Annotated in this window: 18 protein-coding genes; 5 read left to right on the forward strand and 13 right to left on the reverse strand. The window is 75.2% G+C overall.

The features are described 5' to 3' along the window. Window positions 1-212: 212 nt before the first annotated feature. The 5 genes from H9657_RS00370 to H9657_RS00390 form a co-directional block, all read right to left on the reverse strand. Window positions 213-2,330 carry a 3-hydroxyacyl-CoA dehydrogenase NAD-binding domain-containing protein gene (locus H9657_RS00370; RefSeq protein ID WP_191779229.1) on the reverse strand — a complete coding sequence of 706 codons (2,118 nt, stop codon included), beginning with the start codon at window positions 2,328-2,330 and terminating at the stop codon, window positions 213-215. After that, window positions 2,327-3,568: a thiolase family protein gene (locus H9657_RS00375; RefSeq protein WP_191779231.1), complete on the reverse strand. Its 1,242-nt coding sequence runs from the start codon at window positions 3,566-3,568 to the stop codon at window positions 2,327-2,329. Before H9657_RS00375 ends, H9657_RS00370 begins: the two co-directional genes overlap by 4 nt. Window positions 3,569-3,709: 141 nt before the next feature. Further along, the gene (locus H9657_RS00380) at window positions 3,710-4,969 is read right to left on the reverse strand and encodes an HRDC domain-containing protein (protein WP_191779233.1); all 1,260 of its coding nucleotides are present in this window, start codon (window positions 4,967-4,969) and stop codon (window positions 3,710-3,712) included. 137 nt (window positions 4,970-5,106) lie between these two features. After that, the gene (locus H9657_RS00385; RefSeq protein ID WP_318241197.1) at window positions 5,107-5,637 is read right to left on the reverse strand and encodes a helix-turn-helix transcriptional regulator; all 531 of its coding nucleotides are present in this window, start codon (window positions 5,635-5,637) and stop codon (window positions 5,107-5,109) included. A 54-nt stretch (window positions 5,638-5,691) separates the two neighbouring features. Continuing rightward, entirely contained in the window at window positions 5,692-6,273 is a 582-nt protein-coding gene (locus tag H9657_RS00390) for a DUF3000 domain-containing protein (protein WP_191779235.1), read from the reverse strand. A gap of 180 nt (window positions 6,274-6,453) precedes the next feature. Here H9657_RS00390 and gndA point away from each other — a divergent pair, with 180 nt between their 5' ends. The 3 genes from gndA to H9657_RS00405 are packed head-to-tail and all read left to right on the forward strand — an operon-like array spanning window position 6,454 to window position 9,880. After that, on the forward strand, window positions 6,454-7,908 hold the full coding sequence (gndA, locus tag H9657_RS00395) for an NADP-dependent phosphogluconate dehydrogenase (protein ID WP_191779237.1): 1,455 nt from the start codon (window positions 6,454-6,456) through the stop codon (window positions 7,906-7,908). Then, window positions 7,905-9,161 (forward strand): carboxylate--amine ligase, encoded by a 1,257-nt coding sequence (locus tag H9657_RS00400; RefSeq protein WP_191779239.1) that lies wholly within the window; start codon window positions 7,905-7,907, stop codon window positions 9,159-9,161. Before gndA ends, H9657_RS00400 begins: the two co-directional genes overlap by 4 nt. Then, complete coding sequence (locus H9657_RS00405) at window positions 9,158-9,880, forward strand: cysteate racemase (protein ID WP_191779241.1); 723 nt, start codon at window positions 9,158-9,160, stop codon at window positions 9,878-9,880. The genes H9657_RS00400 and H9657_RS00405 overlap by 4 nt, the downstream gene beginning before the upstream one ends. Before the next feature lie 22 nt (window positions 9,881-9,902). Here H9657_RS00405 and H9657_RS00410 read toward each other — a convergent pair whose 3' ends face one another. From H9657_RS00410 to H9657_RS00445, 8 genes are all read right to left on the reverse strand, one after another. Further along, a complete protein-coding gene (locus H9657_RS00410; protein WP_191779243.1) occupies window positions 9,903-10,388 on the reverse strand; it encodes a hypothetical protein in 486 nt (161 codons plus the stop codon). Continuing rightward, window positions 10,385-11,182 (reverse strand): dihydrofolate reductase family protein, encoded by a 798-nt coding sequence (locus H9657_RS00415; protein ID WP_318241198.1) that lies wholly within the window; start codon window positions 11,180-11,182, stop codon window positions 10,385-10,387. The genes H9657_RS00410 and H9657_RS00415 overlap by 4 nt, the downstream gene beginning before the upstream one ends. A gap of 72 nt (window positions 11,183-11,254) precedes the next feature. Next, window positions 11,255-12,460: a uroporphyrinogen-III C-methyltransferase gene (cobA, locus tag H9657_RS00420; RefSeq protein ID WP_191779246.1), complete on the reverse strand. Its 1,206-nt coding sequence runs from the start codon at window positions 12,458-12,460 to the stop codon at window positions 11,255-11,257. Continuing rightward, window positions 12,457-13,914, reverse strand: a complete 1,458-nt coding sequence (locus H9657_RS00425; RefSeq protein ID WP_225214340.1) for a sulfate adenylyltransferase subunit 1 — start codon at window positions 13,912-13,914, stop codon at window positions 12,457-12,459. Before H9657_RS00425 ends, cobA begins: the two co-directional genes overlap by 4 nt. Next, entirely contained in the window at window positions 13,914-14,855 is a 942-nt protein-coding gene (gene cysD, locus H9657_RS00430; RefSeq protein WP_225214394.1) for a sulfate adenylyltransferase subunit CysD, read from the reverse strand. Before cysD ends, H9657_RS00425 begins: the two co-directional genes overlap by 1 nt. Before the next feature lie 2 nt (window positions 14,856-14,857). Beyond that, entirely contained in the window at window positions 14,858-15,577 is a 720-nt protein-coding gene (locus H9657_RS00435; protein WP_191779250.1) for a phosphoadenylyl-sulfate reductase, read from the reverse strand. Next, window positions 15,574-15,735, reverse strand: coding sequence for a hypothetical protein (locus H9657_RS00440; protein ID WP_191779252.1), 162 nt, complete (start codon window positions 15,733-15,735; stop codon window positions 15,574-15,576). The genes H9657_RS00435 and H9657_RS00440 overlap by 4 nt, the downstream gene beginning before the upstream one ends. After that, window positions 15,732-17,402, reverse strand: coding sequence for a nitrite/sulfite reductase (locus H9657_RS00445; protein WP_191779254.1), 1,671 nt, complete (start codon window positions 17,400-17,402; stop codon window positions 15,732-15,734). The genes H9657_RS00440 and H9657_RS00445 overlap by 4 nt, the downstream gene beginning before the upstream one ends. 348 nt (window positions 17,403-17,750) lie before the next feature. Here H9657_RS00445 and zapE point away from each other — a divergent pair, with 348 nt between their 5' ends. Both zapE and H9657_RS00455 read left to right on the forward strand, forming a co-directional pair. After that, window positions 17,751-18,872, forward strand: coding sequence for a cell division protein ZapE (gene zapE, locus H9657_RS00450; protein WP_191779255.1), 1,122 nt, complete (start codon window positions 17,751-17,753; stop codon window positions 18,870-18,872). 592 nt (window positions 18,873-19,464) lie between these two features. Then, window positions 19,465-19,842, forward strand: coding sequence for a hypothetical protein (locus H9657_RS00455; RefSeq protein ID WP_191779257.1), 378 nt, complete (start codon window positions 19,465-19,467; stop codon window positions 19,840-19,842). The last annotated feature ends 199 nt before the right edge of the window (window positions 19,843-20,041 follow it).

The raw sequence follows: 20,041 nt of genomic DNA on the forward strand, positions 1-20,041 counted from the left end.
GGCGAGGTCTGTGGTCGGCTCACGATCCGGTGGTGAGAGAGCGATCGGCTGGCCGGGGGTGTGACGGGATTGCTCTCTCGCGGGCTGGATGGGGGTGAGAGAGCGATCCGGGTTGCCGGGGGTGTGACGGGATTGCTCTCTCGCGGGCTGGGTGCGGGTGAGAGAGCGATCCGGCCGCTCGTGGCGTGACCGGATCGCTCTCTCACCACCTGTCAGGGGGTGGGGACGTCGGCGAGACCTTCGGGGAGGAGGCGGCGGCCCAGGAGGCGCTCGCTGTAGCCGCGCCGGTCGAGGTACGGGGTGATGCCACCGAGGTGGAAGCCCCAACCCGCGCCCAGGATCATGCAGAGGTCGACCTGCTGGGGGGTCGTCACGACGCCCTCGTCGAGCATGTGGCCGATCTCCACGGTGAGCGCCGTCAGGACCGCGTCGAGCACGCCCGCCTCGTCGAGCGGGGCGTCGGTCGCGGTCTCGCGCGCGGTGTCGAACACGGCCTGCACGGCCGGGTCGACGCGCTTCGGCAGGCCCTTGGCAGGGGCCGGCGTGACGACCCTGGTGCCCTCGGCCACGAGCTTCTCGAGGCCGGGGGAGCGCGGGAACCGCTCGCCCAGGTCCTCGCGCAGCGACGTCAGGACGTGCAGCCCGACGGCCGGCCCGACGAGGTCGAACAGCTCGAACGGCGGCATCGGCAGGCCGAGCGGGTCCAGCGCGCGGTCGGCGACCTCGACCGGCGTGCCGTGCTCCACGGCGTCGACGATGATGCCGAGCAGCAGCACCAGCAGCCGGTTGACGACGAAGCCGGGCCGGTCCTTCACGAGGACGGCGGTCTTGCGCAGCTTCGCGACGACGGCGAACGCCGTCGCGAGCGCCTCGTCCGAGGTGTGCTCGGCCTGCACGACCTCGACCAGCGGCATGGCCGCGACCGGGTTGAAGAAGTGCAGGCCGACGACCCGCTCGGGGTGCTGCAGGTCCGCGGCCATGCGCGTGACCGACAGCGCCGACGTGTTGGTGGCGAGGATCGTGTCCGGGGCGACGACGCCCTCGAGCTCGGCGAACACGCGCTTCTTGAGGCCGAGCACCTCGGTGACGGCCTCGATGACGAGGTCGCAGCCGGCGAAGACGCCGATGTCGGTCGACCCGGTGACCTGCGCGACGACGCGGGCACCCGCGTCGGACGTCATCCGGCCCGAGGAGACGAGGCGCTCGACCGTCGAGCGGACGTTGCCCAGGCCCTGCGCGACGCGGTCCTCGTCGAGGTCGCGCATGACGACGGGCACCCCGAGCCGCTGCGCGAACAGCAGGGCGATCTGGGCGGCCATGAGGCCCGCCCCGACGACCCCGACGCGCGTGACCGGCCGCGCGAGCGACGCGTCCGGGGCACCGGTGGGCTTCTTGCCGCCCTGCACGAGGCCGAACGCGTAGACGCTCGCGCGCATCTCGTCGCTCATGATGAGGTCCGCCAGGGCCTCGTCCTCGGCGGCGAAGGCGGCGTCCCTGTCGGCGTCACGGGCGGCCGCCATGAGGTCGAGCGCGCGGCCGGGCGCGGGTCGCGAGCCGTGCACCACCGCGTCGAGGCGCGCACGCGCGGCCGCCACGGCGGCGTCCCACGTGGCGGCGTCGTCGAGCGGGCGCCGTTCGACGCTCACCTCGCCGGACAGCACCCGGGCCGCCCACCGCACGGACTCCTCGAGGAAGTCCGCGGGCTCCAGCACCACGTCGACGAGCCCGATGTCGGCGGCCTGCCGTGCCGTGTACGGCTTGTTGGCGGCGGGACGCGTCAGGACGACCTCGAGCGCCATCTCGATGCCGACGAGCCGCGGCACGACGTACGCGCCTCCCCAGCCGGGCACGAGGCCCAGGCCGGTCTCGGGCAGGGCCAGGGCGCGCACGTCGGCCGCGGCCGTGCGGTAGTCGCAGTTGAGCGCGACCTCGAGGCCGCCGCCGAGGGCGACGCCGTTGACGAACGCGAAGGTCGGGACGCCGAGCTCGCCGAGCAGCCGGTACGCCTCGTGGCCGCCACGGCCGAGCGCGAGGGCCTCGTCGCGCGACGCGACCGTCGCCACCTGGGTGAGGTCGGCGCCCGCCGCCAGGTAGTACGGCTTGCCGGTCACGGCCAGCGCGGCGATCTCGCCCGCGGCCGCGCGCACCTGCTGGGCGCGCAGCACGGCCGTGAGCTCGGCGATGCCCTGCGGCCCGAGCGTCGTCGGCTTGGTGTGGTCCAGCCCGTTGTCGAGCGTGACGAGCGCGAGCGTGCCCAGCCCGCCCGGCAGGCGCACGTCGCGGACGAGGGCGTGGGTGACGCGCTCGGGGCGCGGTGCGGACGTGCTCATCGGGCTGCCTCCTCGGCGTCGTAGGCGGGGTTCTCCCAGATGACGGTGCCGCCCTGGCCGAGCCCCACGCACATGGTCGTGATGCCGTACCGCACCTCGGGGTGCTCCTCGAACTGGCGCGCGAGCTGCGTCATCAGCCGCACGCCGGACGACGCGAGCGGGTGCCCGACCGCGATCGCGCCGCCGTACGGGTTGACGCGCGGGTCGTCGTCGGCGATGCCGAACGCGTCGAGGAAGGAGAGCACCTGCACCGCGAAGGCCTCGTTGATCTCGAAGAGGCCGATGTCGTCGACGGACAGGCCGGCGCGCTCGAGCGCCTTGTGCGTCGCGGGGACCGGGCCCAGGCCCATGACCTCGGGCTCGACGCCCGCATAGGCGAACGACACCATGCGCATGCGCACGGGCAGCCCGAGCTCGAGCGCGACGTCCTCGGCGGCGAGGAGGCACGAGGCGGCCCCGTCCGTCAGGGGTGCCGACGTGCCGGCGGTGACGCGACCACCCGCGCGGAACGGCGTGGGCAGGCCCGCGATCCCCTCCACGGTCGTGCCGGGACGCGGCGGCTCGTCGGCCGTCGCCAGGCCCCAGCCGTGCTCCGGGTCGCGCAGCGCGACGGGCACGAGGTCGGGCTCGATGCGCCCCGACGCGAGCGCCGCGGCGTACTTCTGCTGGCTCGCGACGCCGTACGCGTCGGCGCGCTCGCGGGTCAGGGCGGGGAACCGGTCGTGCAGGTTCTCGGCGGTCACGCCCATGTTGAGGGCGTCGGCCGCGACGATCCGCTCGGCCAGGAAGCGGGGGTTGGGGTCGGCGTCGAAGCCCATCGGGTGGTGGCCCATGTGCTCGACGCCCCCGGCGACCGTGACGTCCTGCGCACCGAACCCGATCGCGGCGGCAGTGGTCGTCACGGCCGTCATGGCGCCGGCGCACATGCGGTCGATCGCGAACCCGGGGACGGTGGCCGGCAGGCCGGCGAGCATCGCGACGGTGCGTCCGAGGGTCAGGCCCTGGTCGCCCTGCTGCGTGGTCGCGGCCAGTGCGACGTCGTCGACGCGCTCGGGCGGCAGCTGGGGGTGGCGGCGCAGCAGCTCGCGGACGGTCCGCACGGCCAGGTCGTCGGCGCGGGTGTGGGCGTACAGGCCGTCCTTGCGGGCGCGGCCGAACGGGGTGCGCACCCCGTCGACGAACACGACGCGGCGGGCTGCGGGCACCCGTGCGTCGGCGGGGCGGGACGTGCTCGGCATCAGTCCTCCTGGGGGACGGCGGTGTCCGGGAGCCGCGCGGGACGCGGTCGTGCGTGATCGGGGACCATGGTCCCTGGACGCGCGAAGTTACTCAAGAGTAACAGCGGCGTCCCGACGATCTCGGGGCCGGGGGAACGCCGCTCAGGCGCCCGCGAGCTCCGTCGCCAGCCGCTCCGCGAGCAGCCCCACCTGCCAGGCGCGCGCACCGCCCGCGGTCATCGCCGCGGCGACGCCCGCCTCGTCCAGCGGTGTCGGCGGCGACCAGCACAGCCGCCGCAGCAGGTCCGGCTGCACCAGGTTCTCCACCGGCACGCTGTGCTCCTGCGAGAGCTCGGCCACGACGGCCCGCGCCGCCGCCAGCCGTCGCGCGGCGGCGGGGTCGCGGTCGGCCCACACCCTCGCCGGCGGCGGTCCGTCGGTCGCCGGGCCGCGCGTCGCCGGCAGCTCGTCGTCGGGCAGCGCGACGGCACGGTCGATCGCCGACTGCCACAGCGCCGCACGCCGCCGCGTCCCCTTGCCGGCGAACGCGGGCAGCGCGACGAGCTGCCCGACCGTGCGGGGCAGGGCCTGCGCGGCGGCCACGATGGCGGCGTCGGGCAGGACGCGACCGGGGGAGATGTCGCGCTCGCGGGCGTTGCGGTCGCGCGTCGCGTACAGCTCGCGGACCACGGCCAGGCGACGCGCGTCGCGGACGTTGTGCAGGCCGGAGACCCGCCGCCACGGCTCCACGCGCGGTGCCGGGGGCGGGGCCGTCCGCACGGCCTCGAACTCCTGGAGCGCCCACTCCGCCTTGCCCGACACCGCGAGCCGCTCGGCCAGCACCTGCCGGACCTCGACGAGCACCTCGACGTCGAGCGCGGCGTACCTCAACCACTCCGGCGGCAGGGGGCGCGTCGACCAGTCGACCGCCGAGTGCTCCTTGGCCAGCCCCAGCCCCAGGGTGTCCGCGACGACCGCCGCGAGGCCGACCCGCTCCATGCCCAGGAGGCGGGCCGCGAGCTCGGTGTCGAAGACGCGGGACGGGTGCATGCCCTGCTCGGCGAGCCCCGGCAGGTCCTGCGACGCCGCGTGCAGCACCCACTCGACGCCGACGAGCGCGTCGGACAGGGCCGAGAGGTCGGGCAGCGCGATGGGGTCGATGAGCGCCGTGCCGGCGTCCTCGCGGCGCAGCTGGACCAGGTAGGTGCGCTGGCCGTAGCGGTAGCCGGACGCGCGTTCGGCGTCGACCGCGACCGGCCCCGTGCCCGCCGCGAACGCCGCGACGGTGGCCGCGAGGGCCGCCGGGGTGGCCACCACCTCGGGCACGCCGTCGGCGGGCTCCAGCAGGGGGACGACGACGGGAGCCGTCTCCTCCGGGCGCTCGTCCGTGCCCGGGGTGCCCTGCGACGCCTCCGCCTCCATGTCGACCACCGTAGGCGACGCGGGCTGCACGTCCGTGCAGGGGACGCGCGCGTCGTGCGTGGCGCGACGTCCGTCCCGGGGCGTCCGGACACGCTCACGGCGCCCGGACGACGCCGTCCGCCGGTCGTCGGGAGCCGTCAGTCGATCATCCGGTTGCGGATCGCGATGGCCACGAGCTCGGCACGGTCACCGGTGCCGAGCTTGCGCGAGATGCGCGCCAGGTGGCTCTTGACCGTCAGGGCGGACAGGCCCAGCTCCTCGCCGATGAGGCGGTTGGTGCGGCCCTCGGCGACGCGCGCCAGCACCGACAGCTCACGCGCGCTCAGCTCGGCGGTGGGCTGGACCGGTGCGGGCGCCACGCGCGCGGGCGCGGTCGAGACCTCGGTCGTGCTGGCGACGCCGCCGCGCAGCCCGCCGGCCAGCAGTGTGCGCAGCTCCTCGCGCCCGGCGCGGCGTGCGAGCACGACGACCCGGTGGGCGCCGCGGCGCTGCAGCGCGCGCACGAGGGTGCCGCCCTCGCCGTCGCCGATCTGCGTGACCACCACGCACATCGGGTGGCGGGCGGGTGCGGCAGCGGGCGCACGCCGCGACGTGGGCAGGCCCGTGACGCCCGGCGCACGACGGGCCGGGAGGTCGCGGACGTCGCGTCGGAGAGGCTCGATGGTCACGTCCGGTGCATCGGCAGCGGCGGCGACGGACTTGAGCCGGGGCACTGCGGACCGTCAGCGGCGCGGCAGCGGGACGACGCCCTCGGGCAGCGGCGGCAGGCCCGCGGCCGTGCACAGCAGGGTGGACCACGCGGTCAGGTGCGGCGCGAGGTGCTCGTCCCACGACGTCCACGACGCGCGGATCTCCAGCTCGGTCTGCTCGTCGCGACGGTCGAGGGCGCCGAAGCTCTGCGACAGCACGCGCGTCACGGTGCCGCCGGCCGCGTGCGGGTCCACGCCCGCCGACGCCAGGGCGTCCTGGAACCACGACCACGCCACCTCGGCGAGCATCGGGTCGTTGCCGACCTCGGCCTCCAGGCTCGCGCGCACGAGCGTGACGAGCCGGAACGAGCCCTCCCACGCCTCCTGGCCCTGGGGGTCGTACAGCACGACGAACCGTCCGGACGCGAGGTCCTCCGCCGCCACCGAGCGGCGCGCCGTGCGGACCTCGGCGGTGAGCGCGGCGGAGAAGGGAGCGATGCGGGCGGGACCCGGAACCTCGTCGAGCACGACCTCGGGTCGTACGGGCACACCGCGCAGCGAACGCAGCGCACGGACGAACTCGGCGGGCACGTCCTCGGGTCCGGCTGGGGTCACGCGGCGAGCGTACGGGCGGGCGTCGCGTCTCGGTCCCCGGCACGCCGACGGCGTGCGGGCGCGTGCCGGACTAGGCTCGACGACGCATCCGCACACGTCCCACGTGCCGGTGCCGGCCGCACGGGCACGGCACCTCCCGGTGGCGGCGCGTGCCCACCCGGCATGAAGGAGCGCTCAGTGATGTCTGTCCCGTCGTCGGCCGTCGGAACCGCGCAGATCGGGGTCACCGGGCTCGCCGTCATGGGCCGCAACCTGGCGCGGAACTTCGCGCGGCACGGCTACACGGTCGCGCTCCACAACCGCACCTTCGCGCGCACGCAGTCGCTCGTGGCCGAGCACGCGGCCGACGGCACGTTCGTGCCGTCGGAGTCGATGGCCGACTTCGTCGCGTCGCTCGCGCGGCCGCGCAAGGTCGTGATCATGGTCCAGGCCGGCGCTGCCACGGACGCCGTGATCGACGAGCTCGTGCCGCTGCTGGAGGAGGGCGACATCGTCGTCGACGCCGGCAACGCGCACTTCCCGGACACGATCCGCCGCGAGGCGGCGCTGCGCGAGCGCGGTCTGCACTTCGTGGGCACGGGCGTCTCGGGCGGTGAGGAGGGCGCGCTGAACGGCCCCTCGATCATGCCCGGCGGCACCGCGGAGTCCTACGCGTCGCTCGGCCCGATCCTCGAGGCGATCTCCGCCAAGGTCGACGGCGTCCCGTGCTGCACGCACGTGGGCCCGGACGGGGCCGGCCACTTCGTCAAGATGGTCCACAACGGCATCGAGTACGCCGACATGCAGCTCATCGCCGAGGCGTACGACCTGCTCCGGCACGGGCTGGGTGCCTCCGCGCCCGAGATCGGCGAGGTCTTCGCCGCGTGGAACACCGGTGACCTGGAGTCGTACCTCATCGAGGTCACGGCCGAGGTGCTCGCGCACACGGACGCGGCCACCGGGGCGCCGTTCGTCGACGTCGTCGCCGACGCCGCCGAGCAGAAGGGCACCGGACGCTGGACGGTGCAGAACGGCCTGGACCTGGGCGTGCCGATCACGGGCATCGCCGAGGCGACCTTCGCGCGTGCGCTGTCCGGCTCGGCCCCGCAGCGCGCGGCGGCGCGGGGTGTGCTGCCCGCCGACACGCTCGAGTGGAACGTGCCCGAGCCGGGCGCGTTCATCGAGGACGTCCGCCTCGCGCTGTACGCGTCGAAGGTGGTGGCGTACTCGCAGGGGTTCGACCAGATCGCGGCCGCCAGCGCGCAGTACGGCTGGGACATCGACCGCGGCGCGATGGCACGGATCTGGCGTGGCGGCTGCATCATCCGCGCCAAGTTCCTCGACCGCATCACGCAGGCGTACGAGCGGGACGCGAACCTGCCGCTGCTGCTCGCCGACCCCTACTTCACGGCGGCCGTCGCCAACGGCGTCGCCGCGTGGCGGCGCATCGTGGCCGCGGCGGCCGTGCACGGCGTCCCGACGCCCGCGTTCTCCTCGTCCCTGGCGTACTACGACGGCGTGCGCGCCGACCGGCTGCCGGCCAACCTGATCCAGGCGCAGCGCGACTTCTTCGGTGCGCACACGTACCGCCGCACGGACCGCGACGGGACCTTCCACACGGACTGGTCCGGCGACCGCGCCGAGCAGACCTGGTGACGCGCCGCACCGGGGCGCAGGTCCCCGCGCCACGGCTGCAGCCCGTGGTGCTCGGGGGCGACGTGGGGGCGTACTCGCTCGCCCGCACCTTCCACGAGGCGTACGGCGTGCGGTCGGTCGTCGTCTCGTCGGTCTCCACCGGCCTCGTCCGGCACTCGCGCATCCTCGAGAACGTCGTGGAGCCCGGCATCGACGACGGCCCGACGGTCGTGCGCCGGCTGCGCGCGATCGCCGAGCAGCACCCCGGCACCGACCGGGTGCTGCTCGGCAGCGCGGACTGGCTCGTGCGCACGATCGTCGAGAACCGCGCGCAGCTCGAGGACCTGTACACGATCCCGTACGTCGACGTGGCGACCCTCGACAAGGTCACGGACAAGGTCCTGTTCGGTGAGCTGTGCGCCGAGCTGGGCATCGACCACCCGGCCACGGTCGTGCACGACGTGCAGGCGGGAGGCACGCCGGACACCTCCGCGCTGCGCTTCCCCGTGATCGCCAAGGCCGCCGACACCGCGGCGTACCACCTGGTCGAGTTCCCGGGCAAGAAGAAGGTCTTCACGGTCGACAGCCCGGCCGAGCTGGCCGACCTGCTCGCGCGCGTGCAGGCGTCGGGGTACCAGGGGCGGTTCGTCGTGCAGGACCTCATCCCGGGCGACGACTCGGGCATGCGGATCCTCACGTGCTACAGCGACACCACGGGCCGCGTGCGGTTCTCCGGGTTCGGGCACGTCCTGCTCGAGGAGCACACGCCCGGCGCGCTGGGCAACCCGGCCGGCATCGTCACGGGGCACGACGAGGAGATCGTCGCGCAGGCGGTCCGGCTGCTGGAGCACCTCGGCTGGACCGGCTACGCGAACTTCGACCTCAAGTTCGACCCCCGCGACGGCCGGACCGTCTTCTTCGAGCTCAACCCGCGCCTGGGGCGGTCGAACTTCTACCTGACCGCGGGCGGGCGCAACACCGCCGAGCTGTACGTGCGCGAGCACGTGCAGGGGCTGCCGCCGCTGCCCGACGGCGCGCCCGACCACCTCACCGAGCCGCACCTGTACACGGTGCTGCCGCGCTGGCTGCTGCGCCGCTACGTCGCCGACCCGGCGCTGCGCGCCCGCACGCGCGCGCTGGGCCGTGCCCACCGCGCGACCAACCCGCTGTGGTACCGCGCGGAGGTGGACCCCCGGCGCCTGGCGTACCTCGCGGTCGCCCAGGCCAACCAGGTGCGCAAGTACCGGCGGTACTACCCGCGGGGCGACGCGTGAGCGACCACCCCGTCGCGCGGTCCGAGGTCGGCGTCATCGGTGGCGTCGGCCCGGCCGCGACGGTGTGCTTCCTCGACCTCGTCGTGCGGCACACGGCGGCCGACCGCGACCAGGACCACGTCGACCTGGTGGTGCTGCAGCACGCGACGATCCCGGACCGCACCGCGTACATCCTGGGCCGGTCGCAGGACGACCCCGGCCCGGTGATGGCGGCCGACGCCCGGCGTCTCGAGCGGCTCGGCGTCGGCTTCGTCGTGGTGCCGTGCAACACCGCGCACCACTTCACCGACGAGGTCGCGGCAGCGGTCGACGTGCCGGTGCTGAGCATCGTCGACGAGACGGTGGACGAGGTCGTCGCGCGGCCCGGCGTGACCCGCGTCGGCGTGCTGGCGACGAGCGGCACGCTCGCGGCGCAGGTCTACCAGCGCGCCTTCGACGCGCGCGGCGTGCAGGTGCTGGTCCCGGACGTAGCCGACCAGGACCTGGTCATGGGGATCATCTACGACCAGGTGAAGGCCGGCCTCCCGGCCGACGTCGCGACGATGCACGCCGTGGCCGACCGGCTGCGGGAGCGCGGCGCCGACGTCGTCGTGCTCGGGTGCACCGAGCTGTCGGTGGTCGCGGCGGCCCACGACCTGCTCGCGGACGACCGGTACGTCGACTCCCTCGACGTGCTCGCGCGGCGCACGGTCGAGCGCGCGGGACACCCGCTGCGCTGACCGGCGCCGCGCGCCGGGGTGGTCAGCCGAGCTCGCTGGTCCCCGCGTACAGGTGCAGCACGGGCACGTGCAGCTCCTCGCGCGCGCGCGACGCCCAGTCGGTGTGGAACGTGTCCTCGACCATGTGCGGGTAGGTCACCACCACGACCTCGCGGACGTCACCGCCGGCGACGGCGGTGCGCAGGGCCGGCAGGGGGTCGTCGTCGGTGACCTCGCCCGTCGCGGTGCGCCCCGCGGCCTCGAACGCCGCGACGCTGCCCGCGATCTGCTCGGCCGCGGTCTGGCGCGCCTGCGTGCGGTCCGGCTCGTGGCCGGTCGCCCGGTCCCAGGCCTCGCGCAGCTCGCCCATGCTGAGCGCGTCGATGATCCAGGGGACGAGCGGCCGCTCGGTGTCGGCGGGCACGAGGACCCGGTAGGTCGGCGCCTCGTCGGGGTGCAGACCCACGATGTGGCGGACGTCGGACTCGGCGAGGGTGTCCTCGGTCAGGACGAGGATGGTGTCGGTCACGACCCCGAGCCTACGGGTGCGCGCAGGTCCCAGCAGGCCAGGAGCGTGCCGTCGGCCGCGTGCAGGAGGTGGCGCAGGCGCGCGGGACGTGCGGGGTCGAGGGCGGCGGGGCCCGTCGCGGGGCGTGGGGCGTCACCGGCGAGCAGCAGCGGGCTCGTCGTCAGGCAGAGCTCGTCCACGAGGCCCGCGGCCAGCAGGTCGGCCAGCAGGTGCGGACCGCCCTCGGCCAGGACGTGGCGCAGGCCGCGCGCCGCGAGCGCGTGCACGCCCGCCCGTAGGTCGGGGGAGTCGGGCTCGTGCGCACCCGGCACGACGACCGCGCGGTCGGCACCCACCGCGGCGCGCGCCCGGTCGGCGCCCGCGGCGCCGGTCACGACGAACGGGGGCTGCGACCCCGCCAGCAGGTCGGCGGGCGGCTCGCCGCGGCGCGTGACCACGGCGAGCGCGATCCGCGCCGGCAGGCCGGCCGCCGCGCGCGCCGCGCGGAGGTGCTCCGCGACGGGCAGCTCGCGGTACCCCTCCGCGCGGACCGTCCCGGCACCGACGAGCACGACGTCGGCCAGCGCCCGGAGCACCGCGAACACGCGGCGGTCCGCCGGTGTGCCGAGCGAGCCGGAACGCCCGTCGCCGCCGGTGGCGGCACCGTCGACGCTCGCGACCATGTTCGCGCGGACCCGGGCGCGCGACCGGTCCCGCGCGAAGAGGCGCACGAGGTCGGAGTCGTCGGGCGCGGCGGCGAGGCGGCGGTCGTCCGGCACGGGCACGAGGACGTCGAGGTCGGAGGCGGCGGGCACGGGCTCAGGCTAGGGCGCGGGACCAGCCGCAGCACCCGGGCACGGCCGGTGTCCCGGTACGTCCGCCGTGCGTCAGGACCGGTCGGGTCCCAGCGTCGCCGCGAGCGACGCGACCGCACCCACGACGATCACCGCGGGGTTCCGCACACCGACGTCGCGGGCGCGGTCGGCGATGTCGGCGACCGTCCCGAGCGTCGTGCGCTGGGTCACCAGGGTGCCGTCCTCCACGACCGCGACCGGCGTCGCCGGGTCGAGCCCGTGCGACGCGAGCAGGCTCATGTGCTCCGCGATCCGCCCGACGCCCATGAGGAGCACCAGCGTGCCGCGCAGCCGGGCGAGCGTCTCCCAGTCGGTGCCGGTGTCGTGGGCCGAGACGATCGTCACCTGGCGCGCCAGGTCCCGGTGCGTGACCGGGACGCCGGCCGCCCCGGGCACGGCGATGGCGCTCGTGACGCCCGGCACGACCTCGACGTCGACACCCGCCGCGAGGCACGCCGCGAGCTCCTCGCCGCCCCGGCCGAGGACGAACGGGTCGCCGCCCTTGAGCCGCACGACCCGCTGCCCGGCACGCGCACGCTCGACCAGCAGCACGTTGATCTCGCTCTGGGTGAGCGTGTGCGCGTGCGGGGCCTTGCCGGCCTCGACGACCTCGACGTCGGGCTCCAGCTCGTCGAGCAGCGCACGGGGTGCGAGCCGGTCGACGACCACGACGTCCGCCTCGGCGAGTGCGCGCCGTCCGCGCGTCGTGATGAGGCCGGGGTCACCGGGCCCCCCGCCGACGAGGGTCACCCGGCCCGGTCCCGGCCGGCGCCGGCGCAGCGGCAGGGCGCCGGTGTCGAGCTGCACCTGCAGCGCCGAGCGCAGCGCGACCGCACGCCGCGGGTCGCCGCCCGCACCGACCGCGACCGTGACGTCACCCGCCCGTGCGACGGCGGGCGTCCAGGCCGTCGACGCGGCGGCGTCGTCGGCGCGCACGCACCACGTCCGCGCGGCCTGCGCCTCGGCGGCCACCGCGTCGTCCGTGCGGCGCTCACCCGTCGCGGTGTGGACGAGCCAGGCACCGGCGAGGTCGCCGTGGGCGTACTCCCGCGGGTGCCACGTGATCGCACCGGCCGTGGCGAGGTCCGCCAGGTCCTCGCACAGCGCCGGCGCGACGACGTGCACGTCGGCGCCGTCCGCGAGGACCCCGCGCGTCCGGCGCGCGGCGACCGGCCCGCCGCCCACCACGACGACGCGGCGACCGGCCAGGTCGACCAGGAGGGGGTGGCGCGAGGTCATATGCCGGCCCCGGCCATCCAGTCGTCGTCGCGCTCGTCGGGTCGCACGGGCGCGAGCCGGTCGAGCAGCGTCGCACCGAGCATGCCGGCGGCGAGCGTGCTGCCGTCGGCCGGGTCGACGACGAGGAACCCGCCCGTCCGCCGGTGCGTCGCGTAGTCGTCGAGCACGACGGGCTCGGCCAGGCGCAGCCGGACCCGACCGATCGCGTTGAGGCCGAGGGAGCGCGGCGCGGCGTCCGTGGAGGTGTCCGTCGCGTCGATCGTGTGCTGCGTGTCGACGGGGTCCCACTGCTCGACGGTGAGGGTGTCCACGTCGAGGCGGGCGTCGACCTCCCGCAGCAACCCGCGGACCGTGCGGGTGCCGATGCGCACGAGCACGCGCGCGCCGGGCACCGAGCGGCGCTCCGTCAACCAGCAGACCGTCCCGACGAGGTCCTGACCCGTCGCGACGCGCTCGCCGGCCGGGACCAGGACGTCACCCCGGGCGACGTCGAGGTCGTCGGCGAGCCGCACGGTCACCGAGCGCGGGGCGTCGGCCGCGTCGAGGGGACCGTCGAACGTGTCCAGGCCCACGACGTGGCTCGTGCGTCCGGACGGCAGCACGCGCACCTCGTCGCCGACGCGCACGACGCCCGAGGCGACCCGGCCGGCGTACCCGCGGTAGTCCGGGTGCTCGGGGGTCCGCGGGCGGATCACGTACTGCACCGGCAGCCGGAGCGGCTCGGTGGACGCGTCACGGGCGACCGGCACGCTCTCGAGCAGCTCCAGGAGCGTCGGCCCGTCGTACCACGGGGCGCGGGGGGAGCGGTCGACGACGTTGTCGCCGTCGAGCGCGGACAACGGGACCGCGTGCACGGTCGGCAGGCCGAGCACCTGCGCGTAGTCGGCGAACTCGCGCGCGATCGACCGGAAGGTGGCCTCGTCGAAGCCGACGAGGTCCATCTTGTTGACGGCGAGCACGACGTGGGGCACGCCGAGCAGCGCGGTCAGGGCGGCGTGCCGGCGCGTCTGCTCGAGCACGCCCTTGCGGGCGTCGACCAGGACGATCGCGAGCTCGGCCGTCGAGGCGCCGGTGACCATGTTCCGCGTGTACTGCACGTGCCCGGGGGTGTCGGCCAGGACGAAGGCGCGCCGCGCGGTCGAGAAGTAGCGGTACGCCACGTCGATGGTGATGCCCTGCTCGCGCTCGGCCCGCAGGCCGTCGGTGAGCAGCGCGAGGTCCACGCCGCCGCCCTCGCCGCCGCGGGCGGCCGTGGCGCGCTCGACGGCGGAGAGCTGGTCGGCCAGCACCGACTTGGTGTCGTACAGCAGGCGGCCGATGAGCGTGCTCTTGCCGTCGTCGACCGACCCGGCGGTGGCCAGGCGCAGGAGGTCGCGCTGCGCGTGGTCGCCCGCAGCGGCGACCACGGTGGTCGGTGCGGGCCGTGCCGGCCCGACCGGTGCGTGCGTGCCCATCAGAAGTACCCCTCGCGCTTGCGGTCCTCCATGGCGGCCTCGGAGGCCCGGTCGTCCGCGCGGGTCGCACCGCGCTCGGTGAGCCGGCTGGCGGCCACCTCGGCGATGACGTCCGCGACGTCGGCGGCCGTCGAGTCGACGGCGCCGGTGCAGCTCATGTCGCCGACGGTCCGGTAGCGGACCTGCCGCCGCTCGACGTGCTCGTCGGGACGCGGTCCGCCCCACGAGCCCGCCGTGAGCCACATGCCGTCACGCGCGAACACGTCGCGCTCGTGCGTGAAGTAGATGTCCGGCAGCTCGATCCGCTCGCGCTCGATGTACCGCCACACGTCGAGCTCGGTCCAGTTCGACAGCGGGAACACCCGCACGTGCTCACCCTGCTTGTGCCGGCCGTTGTACAGGTCCCACAGCTCCGGCCGCTGCCGGCGGGGGTCCCACTGACCGAACTCGTCCCGCAGGGAGAACATGCGCTCCTTGGCGCGCGCCTTCTCCTCGTCGCGGCGCCCGCCGCCGAACACGGCGTCGAAGCGGTGCGCCGTGATGGCGTCGAGCAGCGGGACCGTCTGCAGCGGGTTGCGCGACCCGCCCGGGCGCTCGACGACGCGGCCGTCGTCGATCGCGTCCTGCACGCTCGCCACGACGAGCCGGAGCCCGAGCTCGGCGACCGTGCGGTCCCGGTACTCGATGACCTCCGGGAAGTTGTGCCCGGTGTCGACGTGCATCACGGGGAACGGCACGGGCGCCGGCCAGAAGGCCTTGCGCGCCAGGTGCAGCATGACGATCGAGTCCTTGCCACCGGAGAACAGCAGCACGGGACGCTCGAACTCGCCCGCGACCTCGCGCATGACGTGGATGCCCTCGGACTCCAGCGCGTCCAGCTGGGTCAGCCGCGGCGTGGCGGGGGCCCCGGTCGCGGTCGAGGTGCCGGTGGAGGTCGTCATGGTCATGTGTGCAGCCCGCATTCCGTCTTGTTCGTGCCTGCCCAGCGTCCGGCCCGGGGGTCCTCACCCGGTGCGACCGCGCGCGTGCACGGTGCGCAGCCGATCGAGGCGTACCCCAGCTCGCGCAGCGGGTTGAGCACCACGTGGTGCTCGGCGACGTACGCGTTCACGTCGTCCCAGGTCCACGCGGCCAGGGGGTTGAGCTTGACCTTGGACCGTCGGGCGTCCCACCCGACGACCGTGATGTCGGTACGCGTCGGGGCGTCCTCGCGGCGCATGCCGGTGACCCACGCCGTGTACGGGGCCAGGCCGCGCTCGAGGGGCTCGACCTTGCGCAGCGCGCAGCACAGGTTGGGGTCGCGCTCGTGCAGGCGCGGACCGTGCTCCGCGTCCTGCTCCGCGACGGTGCGCAGCGGCAGGACGGTGCGCAGGTTCACGTCCGTGAAGCCGGCGTAGTAGTCGCGCGTGCCGATCGTCTCGGCGAAGTGGTACCCGGTGTCGAGGAAGATGACGTCGATGCCGGGCGCGGCCTTCGCCGCGATGTCGACGAGCACCTCGTCGCCCATGGACGACGCCAGCACGAGGTCGGTGCCGAACACGGTGCGCGCCCAGCGCAGGACGTCGGCCGGGTGCGCGCCCTCCAGGTCGCGGCCCGCCTGCTCGGCCAGCGTGCGCAGCTCGTCCGGGGTCAGGTCGGTCACGGGGCGCGTCGTGGCGCTCATCGCGCACCCACCAGACCGAGGAAGCGCAGCGCGAAGGCGCGCGCGCACGAGCGGCACTCCCACTGCCCGTGCGTCTCGCCCGCCGGCCACAGGTCCTCGCCCGCGCAGAACGGGCAGTAGTAGGGCACGGCGCGCTGGCCGGCGTCCGGCTCGCTCATCGCAGGTCCTCCTCGTCGGCACGGTGCGCCCACTGCGCGAAGAGCTCGTCGGGCTGGCGCTGCTCGTCGAACCGGCGCGTGACCCGCTCGACGTAGTCCGGCAGCTCCGAGGACGGCACGCGCAGGCCGCGCAGCGTCCGGCCGAGCCCGCTCGTCAGTCCCAGGCCGCCGCCCAGGTGCACCTGGTAGCCCTCCTCGTCGCCGGCGAGGACGCCCTTGAGGCCGATGTCGGCCGTCTGGATGCGGGCGCACGAGTTGGGGCATCCGTTGACGTTGATCGTGATCGGCTGGTCGAACGTCGGCAGGCGGCGCTCGAGCTCGCCGACCAGCGCGGTCGCACGGCCCTTGGTCTCCACGATCGCGAGCTTGCAGAACTCGATGCCCGTGCACGCCATGGTGCCGCGGCGGAAGGTCGACGCGGTGCGCACCTGCAGCCCGAGGGAGTCGAGCCCGTCGACGAGGGCGTCGACACGCGGGGCCTCGACGTCCAGCACCACGAGCTTCTGCTCGGTCGTCAGCTGGACCCGGTCGGAGCCGGCCTCCTCCACGAGGTCGGCCAGCGCGGTGAGCACCGGACCCGACACACGACCCACGGCGGGAGCGGCACCGACGTAGAACCGGCCGTCCTTCTGGGGGTGCACACCGACGTGGTCGCGCCTGCCGGTCGGCGGCGGCGGGGGCTCGGGGCCGTCGGGCAGCGCGCGGCCGAGGTACTCGGTCTCGAGCACCCGGCGGAAGACCTCGGTGCCCCAGTCCGCGAGCAGGAACTTCAGGCGGGCGCGCGTGCGCAGCCGGCGGTAGCCGTAGTCGCGGAAGATCCCCACGACGCCGCACCACACCTCGGGCACCTGCTCGAGCGTGACGAACGCGCCCAGCCGCTTGCCCAGCATCGGGTTGGTCGACAGCGCGCCCCCCACCCACAGGTCGAAGCCGGGGCCGAGCTCGGGGTGCACGACGCCGACGAACGCCACGTCGTTGATCTCGTGCGCGACGTCCTGGTGCGGGGACCCGCTGATGGCGGTCTTGAACTTGCGCGGCAGGTTGGAGTACGCGGGGTCGCCGATGTACCGGTCGCGGATGGCCTCGACGGCCGGGGTGCCGTCGATGATCTCGTCGGCCGCGACCCCGGCGACGGGGGAGCCGATGATGACGCGGGGCACGTCGCCGCACGCCTCCTGGGTCGACAGCCCGACGGACTCCAGGCGGCGCCAGATCTCGGGGACGTCCTCGATGCGGATCCAGTGCAGCTGGATGTTCTGCCGGTCGGTGATGTCGGCCGTGCCGCGCCCGAACTCCTGCGAGACGCCGGCGATCGTCCGCAGCTGGCGCAGGTTCAGCGTGCCGCCGTCGCACCGCACGCGGAGCATGAAGTACTCGTCCTCGAGCTCGTGCGGCTCGAGCGTCGCGGTGCGCCCGCCGTCGATGCCGGGGCGGCGCTGGGTGTACAGGCCCCACCAGCGCATGCGGCCGCGCAGGTCGTCACCGGGGATCGACGCGAAGCCCTGCCGCGCGTACACCGTCTCGATGCGCTCGCGGACGTTGAGGCCGTCGTCCTCCTGCTTGAGCTGCTCGTTCGCGTTGAGCGGCTCGCGCTGGTCGAAGGCCCACTGGCCCTCGGGCCGCTTGGCGGGAGGGGCGGTCGGGGTGCGGGACGTGGTCTGCGCCATGGGCGCCACCTCCGGGGTGCTGGGGGGCGTGCTCGCACGTCCGCGCACGACGGGAGGTCGTGACGACGGGCGCGGACCGCACGCCCGTGGGGGGAACGGGGCGGGTCAGCGGTTCCGCGGACAGCAGGCGCACGGGACCGCGGCGGCGCGACAGCACCGACACAGGCAGCGGGTCCCGGGGAGGTTCACGTGACGAGGGTGACACGCGGCCGGGTGAATCGGGAGGAGTGGTCCGGATCGCGAGACACGTGTTCGAATGGTGGACGGCCGTCCAGGAGCCGCGTGGCCGCACGCCCGGCGGTCGGCCCGCGGGCGCGGCCGTCAGGACGTGGGACGTATCGTCGGTCCGTGACCGCAGTCGACCCCGCCTCCGCGTCCGCCGTCGACCCGGTCGCGCCCCGTGCCACCCCTGCCCCGGGCGGCGGGCTCCCCGGGCTCGCGTCGCTCACCGCGCGCCACCCCCGCGTCCCGGCGGCGCGCCTGCTCGCCGAGCTCGTGCCGCCCCGGCACTTCGCGCACGAGTCCTTCGAGACCTACCTGCCCGACCCGGACCACCCCTCGCAGCAGGGCGCCGTCGACCGCCTGCGCGAGGTCGCCGCGACGCTCGCGCCGCCCGCGCGCGCCGGAGGCTCGTGGTGGCGACGGCGTGCGGCCGCCCAGGCCCCGGCCGTCTACCTCGACGGCGGGTTCGGGGTCGGCAAGACGCACCTGCTCGCGTCGCTCGCGCACGCGGTGGGACTCGAGCGCACGACGTACGGCACGTTCGTCGAGCTCACCCACCTCGTGGGTGCGCTCGGGTTCGCCGCCACGGTCGACGCGCTGGGGGAGCGGCGGCTGCTGTGCATCGACGAGTTCGAGCTCGACGACCCCGGCGACACCGTCATGATGTCCCGTCTGCTGCGCGAGCTCGCGGACCGCGGCGTCGCCATCGCGGCGACCTCCAACACCCTGCCGGGCTCGCTCGGCGAGGGCAGGTTCGCCGCGGAGGACTTCCTGCGCGAGATCCAGGCCCTGGCCGCGCGGTTCGAGGTGCTCCGGATCGACGGCGAGGACCACCGGCACCGTGGCGCGACCACGAGCGCCGCCGTGCTCGACGCCGGTGCCGTACGTGCGGTCGTCGCCGCGCACCCGGACGCGACGCTCGACGACTTCGACGCGCTGCTCGCGCACCTGTCGACCGTCCACCCCAGCCGCTACGGGGCGCTCCTCGACGGCATCGACCTGGTGGGGCTGACCGGCGTGCACCAGGTCGACCGGCAGGACGTCGCGCTGCGCCTCGTCGTCCTCGTGGACCGGCTGTACGACCGCGACGTCCCCGTGGTGCTGTCCGGCGACGGCGCGGACCTGTTCACCGGGGAGATGCTCGCGGGCGGCTACCGCAAGAAGTACTACCGCGCGCTGTCCCGGTGGGGCGCGCTGGCGGCGGCCGGCGCGCAGGGCGACCCCGACCGCGACGCGCAGCGCGCCTGACCTGCAGCGCGTCGCCCAGGCGGTAGCCGAGGAACGCCAGGGCGACGGCCGCGACGAGGACGCCGACGCCGTACGCCAGGGCCGTACCCACGTGCCCACGGGCACCGGTCCCGCCGGCCACCGTGAGCAGCAGGACGGGCCGATGCTCACGACCGTGCCTCCTGCGGGCGTCCCTCGGCGCAGCCCGCGGCCGTCCGGCTGTCGTCCGTGCCGCTGGCCTGCCGTCGCGCGGCCGGGTGAGGCACCACCTCCCCGAATGCGGGCGTCGGGGCGGCCACGGATTTGTCCTACGGCGGCCGGGCGCCATGGCCGCGACAGTTGTCGACCCACGTCGCGCAATGTTCGGTAACCCCTTCTGGGTGCATGTCCGGAAAATAGGTGCCATCCGTCGTCGTCATGCCGTGAATCTGGACGAGCGAGCAGGTCGCGTGTACCAGACGGTCGTGCAGGTCCAATGTCCACGTCAATGGCGCGGGTCTCCTTTTCCGCCCCGAGCAGGGGTTTTGCGCCCCCGCTTGTCACATGACGGGCAGGAGGTAATGTGCAAGACGTTCCAGAAAGGGAAGTCGTCGCGCTCTCGAGAGGCACCACGATGGATCTGACGCCGCTGCGGTGGGTCGCCGCAGGTGCCGCCCGCGAGGGCGTGGCACTCTGCGCGCCGGTCGGCACGACCGACCACCTCGTCGCGCTGGTGCGACGGGCGGTGGCTCATCCGGTGGCCGCGACCTCCGGCCCGACGGTGGTGGCGCGGCTGCAGGACCTGGCCCCCGCGGTGCGGCGCGGCCGCCTGCTGGGCGCGCACGACGTCGCGGGTGTCCCGGCCGGGCTGGGCGTCCCGGACGTCACCGACGGGCAGGACGGCCTCGCCGGGGATCTGCGCGCTGACCACGCGCAGGGTCGCCCCAGCCCCCACGGGCCGCGGACCGCGCCGCACACGCACGGGCCGCCGTCCGGGCACGGGCACCCCTGACCCGGACCCGACGGCCACCGACCGGTGCCCGCCGTGCGCCCGACGCCCCGACCCCGTCCAGTGCCGACGCGGGGGTGCGACTGCTGGGCGCTGCGACGCCCCCGTGGCGCGTGCGCGGCGGCTCGCGTCGCAGGCACGTGCGCCCGACCGACCAGCCGGCGCCGACGCTGCGCCCGACCTGAGGGACTGCGGCCCTGCA

It is taken from the genome of Cellulomonas avistercoris, from assembly GCF_014836445.1.
Taxonomy (GTDB): domain Bacteria; phylum Actinomycetota; class Actinomycetes; order Actinomycetales; family Cellulomonadaceae; genus Cellulomonas; species Cellulomonas avistercoris.